Genomic DNA, 17,914 nt, shown 5'->3' on the forward strand with positions numbered 1-17,914 from the left:
TGTGTTGAAAGTCATCGCCGAAGATTTCATCAAACCCGAACACGTGGAAACAGTCCGTGGGTGGTACGCCGAACTGGTGGAAAAAACCCGTCAGGAACCGCTGTGCATCGCCTACGATCTGTTCATCGATCAAAAAGATCCCGGGCACTTTGTCTTTATCGAGCAATGGCCTGACCAGGCCGCGCTCGACATCCATTGCCAGACCGAACACTTCACCCGGCTGGTGCCACAGATCAATGCGTATCAGGCCAAGCCGTGCCGAGTGTTGTTGATGGACGCGTTTTAAACCCACACCTGCCCCCTGCTGAACCGGACCACCGACGGCATCGTTGAAACAAGGAGATTCACATGCCGTTACTGGACTTTTCTGCCATCGCGGAACAACTGCCCGCCCCTTGGAAATCCACGCGCCTGGGCCAGGTCGGCCCGGCGCGGATCAAGGTCTTGCGCATGGATCAGCAGGCGTATGAGCAAGAGACTCACGACTACAACGAAGGGTTGCTGGTGATCGATGGCTGCTTGCGACTGGCGATTGCCGGCGAGGAAGTCGAGGTCGGGCCAGGCCAGATGTACCTGGTGGACGCCTATGTCGCTCATGGGGTACTGGAAGGAAGCCACGGTACGCTGGTGATTATTGACCTGTAGCTCAGTCCCTATGTCCAATCACCTCTGGCGGCGTTTGAAGATCCCCATCAACAGGCGCCACCGGCGTACTCAAGCCCGCGACGTACGGCAATATTGAGACATTCAGTAATACCCGACCTTTGCAATTGCTTACAAATACCGCCAACCTGCCCGCCCGACGTGCGGCGCATGACGTTGCCCACGTCCACCTGTCCTTATTAAACCTATTGTTCAAGAGCCCGTAGCCATGCCTAACGGACGCGACCCGCGCATCGATTTCTTTCGGGGCCTGGCGTTGATCTTCATTTTCTGGGATCACGTCCCCCACAATCCTCTCGGCCAGATCACCCTGCGCAACTTCGGCTTCAGCGATGCCGCAGAAGTGTTTGTATTCCTCGCCGGTTTTGCCGCCGTGCTCGCCTACGGCAAGATCATGCAGCGCGACGGCTACTGGATGGCTTGCCTGAAGATCCTGCGCCGGGCGTGGGTGCTGTACGTGGTGCATATCTTCCTGCTGGCCCTGTTGATGGGCATCGTGTTCTTCGCCAACAGCCACGTGGAAACCCGCGACCTGGTCTCGGAGATGGGCCTGACGCACTTCGTCACGCACCCGCAACAAGCCCTCACCGATGAACTGCTGCTGCGCTTCAAGCCCAACCTGATGGACCCGTTGCCGTTGTACATCGTGCTGCTGGCCGGCCTGCCGCTGGTGTTGCCGATGCTGGTGCGCAAGCCCTCCGTGGTGGTCGCCGTATCGCTGACGATCTACCTGCTGGCACCGTGGATGGGCTGGAACCTGCGGGCGATTGCCGATGGCGTGTGGTACTTCAACCCGGTCACCTGGCAACTGTTGTTTGTGCTCGGTGGCGCGGCGGCGATACACAGCCAGCGACCAAGACCCGTCGAGACACGCCCATTGTTGCGTCAGCCGCTGTTCGTCAGCGCGGCGCTCTACGTATTGCTCGCGGGGATACTCACCCTGTCGTGGCGCTGGCCCGAGGTGCATGATGCGTGGATGCCGTCACGCCTGAGTGACCTGCTCTACCCCATCAGCAAGACCGATCTGTCGCCGCTGCGCCTGGTGCACTTCCTGGCGTTGGCCTATGTCACGGCCAAGCTGCTGCCCGGCGCAGGCTGGACGCAAAACCGCCTGGCGGGCGAGGTCTGCCGCATGGGCCGCTACTCCCTGGAAGTGTTTTGCCTGGGGGTGGTGCTGGCGCCGTTGGCGGACATGGTCAACGCCATGGCCAACGATGCGCTGGCCGTGCAACTGGCCACGGCCATCGTCGGCGCGTTGCTGATGGCGGGGCTGGCCGCGTGGTTGGAATTCAACAAGCGCCTGGATCAACGCAAAGTCGCGCTACATAGCTAGCGCCCGGCACCCATAGGTGGGTGCTTCCATTTGCCTTCCACTCAACCCGTGAAAGGAAATGGCCCATGCCTACCCACCAACTGCTCAACGGCTTGTCGGGCAACCTGCAATCCAGCGAATCCTGGGCTCGCCAACAAGCTCTGGAGCTGATCCGCGAAACCCTGGCGCGAACGATGGGCAGCCTGACGCTGGCGCAACAGCGCGACTACGTCAGGCTGCAACGCGAAGCCCACCAGGCCCTGAAAGCGGTGGACCGCGAAAACACCGCGATCATCCAGGCCTTCAAGACCCAAGGGCTGGCCCAACTGAGCAGCAGGCTAGGCGGCCTGGACCCGCAAGCCATCCACCTGCACACCCGCTACCTGCAAGAGCTGCAACCACCGCTGCCGTGGGAACCCAGGTCCAGCCAGCCGCTGTCACGCCAGCGTCGCTTTCGCCGCGCCTACGATGAATGGAAATACCGCGCCCACGTTTCCACGCTGTCGCTGTGGGATGCGGCCTGCCTCAATTTTGACTTCGCCACCGCTGAGCGTCAGGCATCAGGGCACAGTTTTGTCGACGCGTCCTACCTCAGCGGCGCCGAAGGCCTGAAGCTGAGCGTCAGCGAGTTCATCACGATTGCCCGTGAACTGGACTTCGGCGGCCAGTTGGCGCAGCGCCTGCAACGGGCACTGGGCCCCGGCGGCGATCTGTACGCCACGCTCCAGGCCAGCGCCAAGGCCTGCCTGCGTTTCGAAGCCCTGGAGGCCTATCGCAATCGCGCCATCACCGGCGTGACCCGCGAGCACTATGACAGCCTGAGCGCCGCCATCGACGGTAGCGGCCCGGCATTGAAATTCGACACCCTGGGCATGAGCACCGGCATCACCGTGTTGCCCGCCGTCCCCTTCGTACCGTCAGGGCAAACCGTCCCGGTGCCCCTGCTGGTGATTCATGTGGGCAGTCGCGCGGTGCTGTCGTATTTCCCGTTCCGCCCCGGCGGTGCCCTGCGCTACCACACCGATACCCGCCAGGCGGCGGATGACTTCCTGCAACAGCTCAAGGACAGCCACGCCCAGGGCGACCTGGGCTGGTTCGCCCGGCAACTGCCGATGACCGAAATGCACGGGTTCAAGCGATTGCTCAAGGAGGCATCACGCCCCGTGGGCCTGAGCCCGACCGCCGGGTTCCTGTACGACACGTTTCACTGTCTGTTCCCACCGCACACCCTCGATAGCCTGCGCTTTACACCAGACCCCAAACATGGCCGCGAAGAAACCCTGGTACAGGCCTGCACATACCGCGAAGTGCAACGCTATCAAGCCAACCTGTCGACCCTCGCCACCCGTCGCTCGGAACGCGACCTGCAGGCCTTGATCGACGGCGCGGCCGCCATCGCCCAGGAAGTCCTCGACCTGTTGCTCACCCCCGTGCCCGGCGGTGTAACGGGCCTGAACCGGGTCATGCAGGTGGCAGTGTTCGGCAGCCTGGCCTACAGCATGATCGTGGGGATCAACGAAGCCGCGAGGGGGGAAGCCAATGAATTCGCGTCGGCCCTGGCCGACACCGCCGACCTGGCCATCAATGGCCTGTTGATCACCACCGCCGGCCGCGTGCATCGCCAGCGTATCGAGAGTTTGCTGCACCGGCTGGGCAACCCGCGAAAAATGCTCAAGGCCGACGGTACGCATGTGCTTTGGAAGCCGGACATCGGCCCCTACGCAATTCTCGACCAGCACCTGCTCGACGGCCAGGTCGCCAACCCCCAAGGCGTCTTCCCGGTCCACGGCAAGCAGTACGCCTGGCTGCAACAAAACGGCCAGCGCCGTGTGGTGGAGGTCAGTTACGACGCCAAGCTGATGCGCTTCGTGCTCAAGCAGGAAAACGACAGGCAGTTTGCCCCACCGATTCTGTTCAACCCCGCGCAACAGGCCTGGACCCTGGACCTGCACAACGCCCATACCCTCTCGGACATCCAACTGGCCGAGCGCATGCTGCCCAACGGCTCCACCGCCGTACCCCGGGTCGACATGGAAACAATGCTGCGCAGCACCGCCACCGACCGCGCAACCCTCGATAGTGTATGGAGTGGCCAGCCCGCACCGATCAACCTCACCGAAGGCGTAAGGCGCCTGCAGGCCGACCAGATCATCGAGCAGTTGATCAAGGACTTCCACCTTCGCGGCCACATGCCGCCCCACGCCGACGCTGCCGTATTGAGCCTGTTGACCCAGGTGCCCGGCTGGCCTGCCGACGTCAGCATCAACGTGCACGACCGGCAAGGCACCCTGCTCGAAAGCTATGCCGCCAACGACAACGGGCTTTCCCACACCATCGACCTGATGCGCCGCGATGATGGCACCTACGGCCTGCTGGCGGACCCCGCGACCAGCGTGCCCACCCGCGAGCAACTGTTCGAACTGATCCTCACCCAACAACCGGCCCATTCACGCTTGGGCAAGGAAGGCAGCCCGCACCTGACGCTTGCCCAGCGCATTGCCCGGGTGCGCCTGCAAATCAGCCAACTGGCACAGGCACACCGCATGGCGCTTTTCGAGGCCATGACGCGCTATGACGGCTATGCCCGCGCTGAGTTGGCCGCCGATGAAAGCGCCCGGCAATTCTTGCCGATCAAGGTCGCTCCGCCCTTGGTGGAAGTGACCCCCGTGCTGAAAAAACTGCGCCGACTCTACCCACCCCTGACCTCGGCCAACCTGCAACAGTTACTGCTGATCACGCCCTTGAGCAGCCGCGAGCAAGCGCAATTCCTGCACGATGCAAGCCTGCCCGCCTCGGTGCGGGAACACCTTGAACACCATCGCACCGCCCTGCGTATCGACGCCGTGATAGACGGCCTCTACCATCGCCGCGCCTTCAACCCCGACACCGACCAATGGGCCCGCGAGTTCACCGCGAGCCTGTTGCTCAATACCTTCGAGCGCCACTTCGTGGTCACCGACATGAGCCGCGGCACACCGTCCAATCGCTACGTTTCAAGCGGGCCCGACGACACCACTGTCGAGCTGTTGCACTACGGCCAGGGCCGCTACGAGGCCTACGACATGCGCAACGCCGGGCCGATTCCGGTGACGCCCGGGGTCGACAGTTTCTACCTGGCCGTCGCCTCGGTGCTGCAACCGGGTGAACGTCTGCAATTGGGGATGAAGAGCGCCAGTGATGCCCAGGGCCTGCGCAAAACCCTCGGTGATCTCATGAGCGCCCAGCGCAGCCCTGGAGGCCAGGTCAGCCTGCTGGATCAGTCCCTGGGCCAATACGAACAACGCGTCGTGCTGCCCCATGACCTCAAGCCCGACGCTGAAGGCATCTACGAATGGAACGGCCAGCAACTGCTGCCGCTCTATGGCTCGCTGTACCCGATTTTTTTCGACAAACGCCTGCGCAAATGGCGGCTCAGGCATCCGGAAAAAGTCGGGGTCGATACCCCCCGCCTGGAGCACAACCGCCGGGGCGCCTGGCGATTGTCGAATGAAAACCCGATGACATGGGATGACCACCGTCTGTTCTACCGCCTGGGGGCGAGCAACTTTCATGTCGACCAGGCCACCGCTGCGCGGATCATGCGCGTCACCGACACCCCAGCGCGGGCCTTGCGCGAAGTGCACAGCGCCGGCCTGCCGCCGCCACCGTTGCTGCAAGACACCAGCAAGCGGTTTCGCATCGAGCGGGAAATCCTGCAGTTCATCAATGCCATGACCGTCTACTCGGCCACCCGCAATGCGCGGCCGTCCCTGCAATTGCTGCTGGTCACCAGCTTACCGGCGTGGCCCGCCAGCCATGCGCTGCAGATCGTGGATGAGCAGGGTCAGGTAATCCGTCGCTATCCGGCCAGAAGCTCACCCGAAGCCAAGGCCATCCGCCTCACCGAAGCCGAAAGCCGTGGTCTGGAACCGCTGAATAACATTGCGCTGAACGATGACGTCAGCCGTGCGCTGCTGGGTACCTTGCCCGCCACCCAGGAGGAGCGTCTGTTCAAGCTGTCCAAACGCATCGCCGACCACGCGTGGCGCGAACGCGCGCAATTGTTCGACATCCTCTACGCCCAGAGCGAGCATGCCACGACACTGATCGAACGGCGCCTGCACGCCCACTTCCCGCACCTGCCTACCAGCGCGATCACCGCGATACTTGAACAAGCCACGCCCAAGGAACTCAAGCACTTGCAACAGCAGGACCAGGTCGGCCTGCGCCTGGCGGAACAGGCGCGGCTCACCGCCGACGATATGCGCCTTAACCGGGCGTACGAAGGCCTGTTCCTGGACACCCTGGCCAACCCCGACAGTGACAGGATCATCCTGCACGTGCTCAAGGATTTGCCCGGCTGGCCCCTGAGCCTGCGCGTGGACGTACGCCAAGCCAGCCTCTCCGGCCCGTTGCTAGGCAGTGGCGGGCATGCCAGCGCTGTCGACCGCCGCACGCTGGTCAAGATCGATGGCACCTACCAGGCCTATGGCCGCGAGGGACAACTGCTCAACGACCCCAGCGACAGCAGTGGCCTGATCAATAGCGTGGCCTCGCTGCTGACCGACACCGAACGCAGCAACCTGGGCCTGGACGACAGCGGTGACACAGCGCCGCTGCGCGAACGCATCGCCGACTTGGCCCTGGGCCAGCGCGTGGCAATCAAATCGCTGCTGGGCCTGGCGCATATCCCGCCGTGGTTGCAACCGCCGATGCCGGTGCACAGCACATTCCTGGCCTACCCGTTTTCCCTGCGCAGCCTCTGGCCTTTCAGCGGCCGCCAGCCAGTGGACCTGGTCAGCAAGGTCAAGGAACTCTACCCCAGCTTCAGCACGGCGGCGGCCAACGAATTGATTGACGGCCTGGGCATCAGCGAACCGGCGGCGCTGATTGAGCTGGAGCGGCGCAAAGCCGAGTACCAGACCCTGGAGTTCGAGCTCAACCGCTGGATCGAAACGCCCCAGGCCATCGACGACCCCGAGACCGACCCGCTGGGTTGGAACTATGGCCTACGCCGCAGCCTGGCCGAACGAATATTGCGCGCCTGGCGCCGGGAAACCCGCTCGGCCTATGACAATGAATCGGGCCTTTTCGACAAACACCAACTGGTGTTGCGCCTGGACGGCAACGACCTGCCCGACCCGGCCTTCATCCTGAGCAACCGCGCATTCGAACACATTGAATACCTCAGGATCGACGGTGACATGCTCCCCACCATCGGGAACGCATTCCTCAGCAAGTTCACCGGCCTTACCCACCTGAAACTCGATTGCCTGCTCGGTGAACTTCCCCCCGCACTCGCCCAGATGACCCAACTGCAACAGTTGGATCTGAGCGACAACATGATTGCACTGACGGTTGAGTCCCGCCAGCACCTGGCCGGGCTCACACGCCTGGACGGGCTGTTCCTGGATGGCAACCCCCTGGGCCTGACGCCCGATGTCAGCCGGATGACCCGCCTGCGGGTGCTGTCTCTGCGCCAGACCAACATCGACCAGTGGCCCATCGGGGCCGAGAGCCGCAGCAGCCTGCGTAGCCTGCTGCTTCAGGAAAACCGCATCACCACTATTCCCGACGCGGTGTTTTCCGATGTGCGCATGGGCCCCACCAACCGCAACACCATCCTGCATGACAATCCATTGAGCGATGCCATGCTCGACAGGCTACGCAGCTACCGCAACCGAACCGGCATCGTGCTGGGCGGCGCGCTGCCGGGCGTCCTGCATCAACAGGCGCAGGCCATTGACGTCAACCGATGGCTGACCGGCGTGCCCAGCGCCCAACACGCGCAACGTCAAACCCTGTGGCAACAGTTGCGCCAGCATGAAGATGCCAACCCGGACGACACCTTCCGGGTCCTGCGGGACCTCACGCAGTCGTATGCTTATCGGCGCAACCAGGCCACCCAGCAAGCACTCACCCGCCGTGTGTGGAACCTGCTCGACGCCATGGGCCAATCCACCGACCTGCGCAACCGGGTATTTCTCAATACCTACGTGGCCGGCACCTGCGGCGACGGCGCCATACTGGCGTTTATCAATATGGAAATTGAGCACCTGGTGCACCAGGCACGCAACCAGGCCGGCAGTGAGCAGGCCGACCGCCAATTGCTGGGCCTGGCCAGGAGCCTGTTCTACCTGCGTCGGGTGGACCAGTTGGCCGAGGCGCATATCGAGCGCCTGCGTGCAGCGGGGGTGGACCCGGACGATGCCGAGATCAAGCTCTACTACCGGCTCAAGTTGCGCGATGCGTTCGACCTGCCGATCAGACGTGAAGAGATGCTCTACGCGGTCGAAGAATGGGTGAGCGAAGACGACGTGATCCAGGCCCGGCAAACCCTGGAGGCACTCGGTCGGACCCAGGCGGCGCAGGAGTCGTTATTGATGGAGGACTTCTGGATCGAGTACCTGGCCCGCAGCTACCCGGAGCCCTTCTCGACCATCGACAATGTGGTGCGCCACCAGCTCAATGCGCTGAACCAGGAGATCAGCGACCGGCGTTCGGACGCGTACCTGGACCGACGCCAATCCCTGGTGGAGCTGGAAATTGCCGAGCGCAATCGCCTGGTGCGCCAGTTGACCGAAGCGGCGCAACTGGCACAAAAGGCGCACTGAAGCTTACGCCGAGCGCGGGGCGGCTTGGACGTTGGCGACCGGCTGCAACTTGAACACGTAGAACAGCACGGTCAGCAACACCAGAAACGCCGGCCCCACGTACAGCGCCACGCGGGTATCCGGGAAGTACGCCATCAGGCCCACCACCAGTACCAGGAAAGCCAGGGCCAGGTACGAACTGACCGGGTACAGCCACATGCGGTACTTGAGCCCTGCCTGCTCGGCCGGGCTCAGGCCTTTGCGGAACTTGAGCTGGGCCAGCAGGATCATCAGCCAGGTCCAGATCGCGCCGAAGGTGGCGATGGAGGTCACCCACACGAACACCTGGTCCGGCACCAGGTAGTTGAGCAACACGCCCAGCAGCAAGGCAAAGATCGACAACAGCAAGGCCTTGCGCGGCACACCGTTGCTGGAAGTCGTGCCGAACGTGGCCGGTGCCTGGCCGTTCTGCGCCAGGCTGTAGAGCATGCGCCCGGTACTGAAGATGCCGCCGTTGCAGGAGGACAGCGCGGCGGTGATCACCACAAAGTTGATGATGCCCGCCGCGGTCTTGATGCCCAACCGCTCGAACGTCATCACGAACGGGCTGCCCTGGGTACCGATTTCATTCCACGGGTAGATCGACAGGATCACGAACAATGCACCGACGTAGAACAGCAGGATGCGCCAGAACACCGAGCCGATGGCGCTGGGAATCGTCTTCTGCGGGTTGCGGGCTTCGCCGGCGGTGAGGCCGATCATCTCTACGCCCAGGTAGGCGAACATCACCATTTGCAGGGACATCAGCACGCCCTGCACGCCGTTGGGCATGAAGCCGCCGTGGGCCCACAGGTTGGAAATGCCCAGCGCCACGCCGTCGTTGCCAAAGCCGAAGGCGATGATGCCAACACCGCCGATCACCATGGCGATGATCGTGACGATCTTGATCAGGGCGAACCAGAACTCGAATTCACCGAACGCCTTCACGGCGATCAGGTTGATCGTGCCCATGCTGATCAAGGCGGCCAGGGCCCAGATCCAGCGTGGCGTGTCAGGGAACCACACGCCCATGTACACCGCCACGGCGGTGATCTCGGCAACGCACGTCACCAGCCACAGGAACCAGTAGTTCCAACCTGTGAGAAAGCCCGCCAGCGGACCGAGATAATCTTGCGCGTAACGGCTGAACGAGCCGGCGACGGGGTTGTGCACGGCCATCTCGCCGAGGGCGCGCATGATCACCAGGATCGCCAGGCCGCCGATGATGTACGACAGCATGATCGCCGGGCCGGCCATTTCAATGGCCTTGGCCGAGCCTAGGAACAGGCCGACGCCGATGCAGGCACCGAGGGCCATCAGGCGAATGTGTCGTTCACCGAGTTCGCGTTTGAGCGGGCCGCCTTGAGCGGTCTCGCCATGGGGCAGTGGGTTGCCGACGGGCATAGGGGTACAACCTCATCTTGTTATTGGAGTGCCCGCCGTGGAGCGATCGCAGCGGGGCGTGCAGTATAAAAAGCCAGGGTTAGGGTCTTTCACTATAAAAACCGCTCAATTTAGTTAAAGAACCCGCAAAAATGTAACTTTACAGGAGCATCTAACCTACCCGCAGCGACCAAACGTCGCAGCGCTCGCACAGAAACTTCCGACAAACAAAGCACAATTCCCTCACAACAAGCCCCCAGCGACTAAGCTTCCAGCAAGTCCGATCAATCTGCGTGCAGGATCAATCGACTATGGGCGCACTGTGGCAAACCGACTCGACCAAGGCTGCGAAAGTACACGGCAGTTCGGACCCAGCGCCTTCATCAAAAACCAGACCCAGGCCGCGCTACGCTTGGCGTTTGTTCTGGCTGATCGTACTGATGGGCTTGATTGCCCTGGGCGTGGCCGCCACCAAGGAGATGCGTACCTCGCGCCTGCAAGCCCAGGAACTCAGCCGCCTGGCGCGCAACCTCACCTATCAGGTCGAGCCCGGCGCCAGCGATGCCATCGACTACCCGGGTGCCGGGCCATTCGACCGGCGCCTGGGCTACAGCGACCTCGACACCTTCCTGCCGCGCCTGCTCAAGCGCGGCTACGTGATCCAGGCGCAGTCGCGTTTTTCCCCGGCGTTGATGGACTACAGCGCCAAGGGCCTGTTCGTGCCCTACGCGGAAAAAATCCAGGCAGGGCTGTCGATCACCGACTGTCGCGGCGCGCCGCTGTACACCTACAACTACCCGCAACAGCTCTACGCCAGCTTTGCCGCGATCCCTGCGCTGGTGACCAACAGCCTGCTGTTTATCGAAAACCGTGACCTGCTCGACCCCGCCCAACCCCTGGCCAACCCCGCCGTGGACTGGCCGCGTTTCGCCAAGGCCGCGTGGTCGCAGGTCGCCAAGCTGCTGCACCTGCCAGGCCAAAGTGCCGGCGGCAGTACATTGGCGACCCAGCTGGAAAAGTACCGCCACTCGCCGGATGGCCTGACGGTATCCGGCGGCGAAAAACTGCGGCAGATGTTTTCCGCCGCCGTACGCGCCTACCACGATGGGCCCGAGACCCTGGCGGCGCGGCAGAACATCCTGCGCGACTACCTCAACAGCGTGCCGCTGTCGGCGGTGCCGGGACACGGTGAAGTGCACGGCATGGCCGAGGGTTTGCGGGTGTGGTACGGCGCCGACTTCAACCAGGTCAACCAGGCGCTGTGGGGCCCGGTGAATGCCGAGCAAGGCCTGGCGCTGCGCGAGGTGCTGTCATTGATCATCGCCCAGCGTCGGCCATCTCATTACTTGACCAAGGGCCGTGACGAACTGGCGCAACTCACCGATAGCCACCTGCGCCTGCTGGCCCAGAGCGGCGTGATCGAACCGGCGCTGCTCAAAGCGGCACTGGCAAGCAAGGTCAGCTACCGCGACTGGGTGCAACAACCCACGGTACAACCGATCGAAACAGACAAGGGCATCAGCGTGGCGCGCAGCCGCCTCGCCGCCCTGCTCGACCGGCCGCTGTACGACCTGGACCGCCTGGACCTCTCGGCCACCAGCACCCTGCAAGCGCAATTGCAGGGCCAGGTCAGCGGCTACCTCAAGCACCTCGCCGACCCCGAGTTCGCACGCCAGATCGGTCTGCTCGGCGAGCGCTTGCTGACCGCCACCAGCACCGCCCAGGTGCGCTACAGCTTCACCCTATTCGAACTGACCCCGGACGGCTCGCGGGTGCGCGTACAAACCGACAACACCGACCAACCCTTCGACATCAACGAAGGCAGCAAGCTGGAGCTGGGTTCCACCGCCAAGCTGCGGGTGCTCACCACCTACCTGCAAATCATCAGCGAGTTGCACGCCAAATACGCGGCCCAGGCCCCGGCCGAGCTGAAAAAAGCCAATGTGGATGAACAGGACCGCCTGAGCCGCTGGGCCGTCGACTACCTGATCCAGGCGCCGGACAAATCCCTCGCCCGGATGCTCGACGCCGCCCTCGACCGCACCTACTCGGCCAACCCCGGCGAGCGCTTCTTCACCGGCGGCGGCCTGCACACCTTCCATAACTTCCGCAGCCAGGACAACGGCCGCACCCCGACCCTGCGCGACGCCCTGCGCGAGTCGATCAACCTGCCGTTCATTCGCCTGATGCGCGATGTAGTGCGCTACGTCACCTATTCCGGCGAGAACAACAGCGCCGAGTTGCTCAAGGACGACAACAACCCGCGCCGCCAGGAATACCTCGCCGGTTTCGCCGACCGCGAAGGCACCACCTTCCTGCTCAAGTTCTGGAAGAAGTATCAGAAGAAGGACACCCAGGCACGCCTCGACACCTTCCTCGACAGCCTGCACCCCACGCCGATCCGCCTGGCTGCCGTGCATCGCTACCTGCTGCCCAACGCCAGCCAGGAGAGCTTCAACCTGTTCGTGCGCTCACATATGTCGGGCGTTCAGAGCCCGCTCAAACTCACCGACGAACGCCTGGAAAAGCTCTACCAAGATTACGGCCCCGGCGCCTACGACCTGCCCGACCAAGGCTATATCGCCAAGGTCCATCCGCTGGACCTGTGGCTGCTGGGCTACCTGCTCAACCATCCCGACGCAACCTTCAGCGACGCCGTCAAGGCCAGCCAGTTCGAACGCCAGGAGGTCTACAGTTGGCTGTTCAAGAGCCGCCACCAAAGCGCGCGGGACAGCCGCATCCGCACCATGCTGGAGATCGAGGCGTTCCTGGATATTCATCAGCGCTGGAAAGCCGTGGGGTATCCCTTCGACCACCTGGTGCCGTCGCTGGCCACCGCCATCGGCAGCTCCGGCGACCGCCCGGCGGCGTTGGCGGAACTGATGGGCATCATCCTCAATGATGGCGTGCGCCCCAGAGTGCTACGCATCGACACGCTGCACTTCGCCGCCGGGACACCGTACGAAACCCAGGTGGTCAACGACCCGGCGCCCGGCAGGCAGGTGATCCCGGTGGAAGTGGCCAGGGCGTTGCGCGGCGCCTTGTCCCAGGTGGTGGACGCCGGCACCGCCAAGCGTGTCGCCGGCAGTTTCAAGCTGGCCGACGGCACGCCGCTGGCCATGGGCGGCAAGACCGGCACCGGCGACAACCGTATCGAGGCGATTGGTGCCGGTGGGCGCATCCTCAGTTCCAAATCCATCAACCGCACCGCGACCTTTGTGTTCTACCTGGGCGAGCACCACTTCGGCACGCTGACCGCGTTTGTGCCCGGCCAGTCCGCCGAGCACTTCACCTTCACGTCGGCGTTGCCGGTGCAGGTACTCAAGGGCATGGCGCCGATCCTGTTGCCGTATCTGCAACCTGACGGCCATACCCAGTGCGTGCCCTCAGTCGACGCTGAAAAACAACTGGCGAGCCAAGGCTAGCCCGATCTGCGCACGCCGGATCTCGAGGGTTTGCTGCACTCGCCCGGTCTGCCCGGTGCGCATGCGCGCGAAGGCCTCGGCTTCGACTGCGGCCTGTGCCTGGCGGCCCAGGCGTTCCTGTTCCGGACTCTTGAGGTGAGCAGCGGTGAAGTGATCATCCGGGCCTTCACTGCGCCCGTAGTGAAAGTGCGCGAAGCACAACGGCTTGCCGGTGTGGACATCATTCACGGCATACACCTGCAAAAAATCATCGCCCTTGAGCTTTACCCGGGCGCCTTGGCGATGAACGCGCACTTCGTTGTGGCTATGCAAAAAAGCCACGTCGGTTTGGGTCAGCGTTTTATTGCGCGTGGCGCGCAAGCGTGCGCTCAGCCCTGCCGCTTCGAGCTTTGCCACCGCGGCCCGCAAGCTCGCCTCGGCCGTCCGCGCATTGGCCTGCTGCACCGCCGCCAGCCGCGCGTTGTCCAGGCCGCGCAGTTTTCGGCCAATGGCCTCGGCCGCCCATGAACGGCTGCGGGCCTGAGCGTCCAGTAGTTCTTGCAGGGATGCCGCGTCATTGGCCTTGTCGACCATCGCTTCAACATGGGCGATGGCTTTATCGGTTTCTCCCAGCAACAGGTTGGCCTTTTTCAACAGGCTATTGAGTTCGGGATCGGGCCGCGCGGGTGGTGTGACGTTTTCCAGGTCCCAGACGCCGTCCTCGGCCTCGGTGAATGAACCGATGACACTGCCGGCCGCATCCAGCATCTGAGCGGTATCTACGCCTGTGGGTTCTGGGCTCATACGCGCTACATACAGGTCGTGATTGCGGGTGCGGATGATCTTGTTGCGCCGTTTGCCCGCGGTTTCAAGTGGGGCTTTGAACACCTCTTGCGCCTGCGGCTGCAGCAACCCCGCCAGTTGTTGTTCCACGTTACGGTGCAGGGTGGCCAACAACTCTTGAAGCTGCTGCAGGTACGCGAGGTTGAACCTGTCCGGCTCCATGGCACGCCAGAATTCAATGCGATCATCGGTCTGCGCAAACACATGGTCGATGCTGTCGAGCAATTCAACGCGTTCAGCCTCGCTGCTGTGCACCTGCGACAACTCGGCCAGGGAGCGGCTGGCCCAGCGGGCACGGTCGACTGTGGTGCTCATGTTCTCGAAAAGATCATCTTCGAAGGGCAGGCCCGGCACGTCGATGGCCAGGCCCCATAACGTGGTGAGCTGCAAGGACTGCAGGTCGAGGACCGACGGGCGCACCGGCATCAATGCTGCCAGCGCCCGGGCCTTGTCGCGGCCGAGTCGGGGCACTTGGCGAAGCTCGTCGAGGTAGCGCTGTTCCAGGATGCGCCAACGAATCACCTTGTCGTGGATGACTGCCAGCTCACGCAGGCCCTGGTTCAGTTCGGCATGGGTCTGTTCGTCGCCGGCCTCCAGCAATGGTCGCAATTGCAGGTTGCGCAGATGCATGCGTGTGCGGCTGTCGGCATCCAACAACTGTATCGTCAGAATGATCGACTCCAGTATCTGGCTCAGTTCCTCTTCGTAGCGCGGCCGCGGCCCGTGGTCGCGCAGGCGCCTGAGCAGTTGCAACTCGTCCTGGCAAAGCTCCAGTTTTTCTTCCAAGGCCTTGAAGTAGCGGGCCTGGGCCTGAGTGCGCTGTTGCTCGGTGACTTCATCGGCGGGCTTGTTGGCCAACGTGCGGGCGAGTTCCATGGCGCTCTGGGCGCGAGCGCGTTTCTGTGTGGCCTGACGGTATTGGTTTTCAAGAACCTGGCGGTTGTCGACAGGCTCGATAGCGCCATCTCCCGCGCCACCGAGCAGGCGCAATTGCAGGTCGACCTCCCAGCGCCCTTGCCCCACGGCTTTGAGCCACGGCCCCCGGTGCATGCCATCCGCACTAATCACCCGCACGCGTCCATGTTCCATGCGCACGCGGAATTTATGCCCTTGCACCAATGCATGCCAACGCGGTGGGGTGCGGTGTGTGTCGCGCACCAGTCCTTGCCAGGGCCCGCTGGTTTCAGCGCCTTCCAAGGCCACGGGCCAGGGCGCTGGAAAGCTGTGCAGGCTGAACCGTTGCAGGCGTGCCCACATCTCTGGCGTGAGGGTGTCGCGGGCATTGGCCCAGCCCGACGGCGTGAGGAACTGCGCAGGGGGCGCGATCCGTACAGGCGGCAGGGGCGTCGGTTCCGCAAGGGCCAACGGCGCAAATACCGGGTGCTCTACCTCCAGGTGGCGCCGCGCGTCATGGGGTGTGGCCTGGTGCGCCACGACCACCATCAGGTTGGCCAGCAGATCGATCAGTGCGGCATTTTTGGCCTGCTCGTCGGTGCCCTGCAAGGCGACGATGTCCTGCCGGGCGCTGTCGACCAACTGCACCAGCCACCCCACCAGCATCAGCGGCCCGGTGAGCAGGGGTTGCAGGGTGCCGAACAACAACCAGCCGACCTGCTTGAGGCTGGCCCAGCGCTGTCCGGCGTTCGACACCGTCTGACGCTCAGCCAGGCTTGCCAAGGCTTGAGCCATGGCCGTGAACAGGTGATCAGTGGGGTCGCCGACAAGCACTGACTTGCTCAGCTGTGCCGGTGCCGGTTGTTCATAACGCGTGAACTCATCGCCCTGCAGAAAATGCTGAGTGCGCGGCTCGTCAAACCCACCATTGGCGTAGACCGCCTGACGCTGGGGCGCCAGCCAGGTCAGCACGCTGTCTTGCAGCGCACCGGGTTGCCGGATCGCCTCGAACAAGGCATTCAGCGATGGGAACTCCTGTAGCGGCGGCTCGAACAAAGGCCGATAGAGCAAGTGGGGGCCGGCCTCGCCTTGCCGAGGGCCAATGATGAACATATTGGCCACTTCATCCGCCGTCGCCCCAGCGACGGCCTTGAACGCCAAGGGCCAGAATGCGTCGGACGTCGCACTGGGTTGCAGCGCAGCCCGCAAGCGGCGAAAACCTGCCTGGGTCAGCCCATGCTCACCCTTGATTTGCCATTCCAGGGCCTGCATCGGCAGCTGCACGCGCAATTGCACGCTGAACAATTGACGTCGATTGGGGTTACCAATCAATTGCTGTTTGAGCAATGCCGGATACCGCTGTCCGATGTCGGCCTCGGTCACGCAACGCTGGAGCAGCTCATAGCTCAACCAGGCGGGCGCAGGCTCGCCCTTGAGGCGAATCGCTTTGACGGTGTGGGCAAAGCCCACCAGGTTCTCGAGGGCCCACTCCGTCAGGCTGACGTGGAAGCGCTCCACCTGCCCGGCGATAAAACCTCCCGGCACCGGCACTGCGGCGGCAATCACCCGCTCAAAGGTCAAGCGAATATCGGCGGGGCTCAGCGCCGTGGCGCGTGCGTCCTTTCGCAAACAGGCTTGCAAGCGCTCGTTGGCATAGCCCTGCAACGAGGGGATACCGTCGAGAAAATGCCGCGCACCGCTGTGCTGGCGGGCGAGCACCAATGCTTGCAGCAATTGCGCGTAGGCGATGCACTGATCGGGCGTGGCATGGACCAGCCATAACGGCAGTTGCTCGCGCAACGTCTGCTGACGCGGACTGAGGGCCGCTACAAACCAGCGGCGGCTGTCGGTGATCATGCCCAGTAGCGCCTGATAATCCTCGACGGAGCGCGGCACCCGCGGGTCAAGCAACGCAATCTCTTGCAACTGCAACGCCAGGTAACTGGCCGCCAGCGCGTCGAAGGGATCGCCCTGCACCTCGACGGCGAACCATTGCCCGCCCGCGCCTGCAAGCAACGGGCTGGCGTAGGCCGGCAACAGCGCTGGCAGGCTGTCCGGAGTGTCCAGGCGCTGCACACCGCAGGCCGGGCTGAACAAGAACGTCTGCGTGGCAGTTTGCAGCAGGAGCAGCGCCAGCATCTGCACCGACGCCCCGCGGCGCAGGTGCAGCGTTTGTACCCTCAGTGCCGGGCCATGGGCCGACCACTCCCGATTGGGACGGCGGCCATGCAACGCCGACCTGGGAAAGACCCGGGCGAAGCACTCCGCGCTCATGCCCGGCGGCGGGGGCGAGTCGTAGAGCAACGCCAGCAACTCATCGGCCAGGTGGCCCCAACGCGTCATGTGCAACGGCAGCGGCTCGTTCCACCACGCTTGCAGACGCCGTGAAAAAAACCCCAGCAGGCGCGCCCCGCAGCGGTTGATCAGGCCTTCCAGCTCCGCCAGGCTTGGGCCGCCCGGCGCATAGGTTTCCCGGACTCGCTGCACCACATGCTGGTAGCCCTCGGCCAACAACGTGGGCCGCGCGGCTGCCAGACGCGCCATCACCAAGTCGGGCAAGGAACGATACGGGCCGTCGGGTGTGGCCAGGTAAATCAAACGCGCAGAATAATTGCGTCCCGCACAGTACTGGTCCAGGTAGGCCTGGGCACAGTCTGCGGCGACGGTTGTCAACGAGGGAGGGTCGTCGAACAGGTTCAGCACCTGTTCGATATGCACCTGGCGCATGGCCGCCGGGGGTGTCGAAGTGAGAGTCATCGGGGTTTCTCTATCGAGGGTGAACGCCAGACCCTACTCGCGCGCGC

Annotated in this window: 7 protein-coding genes; 5 read left to right on the forward strand and 2 right to left on the reverse strand. The window is 63.5% G+C overall.

From position 1 onward, the window contains the following. The first annotated feature begins 1 nt into the window (after position 1). The 4 genes from OPU96_RS12010 to OPU96_RS12025 all read left to right on the forward strand — a co-directional run bounded on the left by OPU96_RS12010 (position 2) and on the right by OPU96_RS12025 (position 8,568). Positions 2-286 carry a putative quinol monooxygenase gene (locus tag OPU96_RS12010; RefSeq protein ID WP_192297362.1) on the forward strand — a complete coding sequence of 95 codons (285 nt, stop codon included), beginning with the start codon at positions 2-4 and terminating at the stop codon, positions 284-286. 62 nt (positions 287-348) lie between these two features. Next, entirely contained in the window at positions 349-645 is a 297-nt protein-coding gene (locus OPU96_RS12015; RefSeq protein ID WP_192297363.1) for a cupin domain-containing protein, read from the forward strand. Between the two features lie 226 nt (positions 646-871). After that, a complete protein-coding gene (locus OPU96_RS12020) occupies positions 872-1,996 on the forward strand; it encodes an OpgC family protein (protein WP_226455970.1) in 1,125 nt (374 codons plus the stop codon). Positions 1,997-2,061: 65 nt separating this feature from the next. Beyond that, the gene (locus tag OPU96_RS12025) at positions 2,062-8,568 is read left to right on the forward strand and encodes an NEL-type E3 ubiquitin ligase domain-containing protein (protein ID WP_498559113.1); all 6,507 of its coding nucleotides are present in this window, start codon (positions 2,062-2,064) and stop codon (positions 8,566-8,568) included. 3 nt (positions 8,569-8,571) lie between these two features. Here OPU96_RS12025 and OPU96_RS12030 read toward each other — a convergent pair whose 3' ends face one another. Further along, positions 8,572-9,990, reverse strand: a complete 1,419-nt coding sequence (locus OPU96_RS12030) for an amino acid permease (RefSeq protein ID WP_226455972.1) — start codon at positions 9,988-9,990, stop codon at positions 8,572-8,574. 290 nt (positions 9,991-10,280) lie between these two features. Here OPU96_RS12030 and OPU96_RS12035 point away from each other — a divergent pair, with 290 nt between their 5' ends. Continuing rightward, complete coding sequence (locus OPU96_RS12035) at positions 10,281-13,394, forward strand: transglycosylase domain-containing protein (RefSeq protein WP_498559114.1); 3,114 nt, start codon at positions 10,281-10,283, stop codon at positions 13,392-13,394. Here the strand turns inward: OPU96_RS12035 and OPU96_RS12040 are convergent. After that, entirely contained in the window at positions 13,356-17,867 is a 4,512-nt protein-coding gene (locus OPU96_RS12040; RefSeq protein ID WP_498559115.1) for a hypothetical protein, read from the reverse strand. The genes OPU96_RS12035 and OPU96_RS12040 overlap by 39 nt on opposite strands. Between the last annotated feature and the right edge of the window lie 47 nt (positions 17,868-17,914).

Source organism: Pseudomonas sp. RP-B7 (assembly GCF_059803535.1).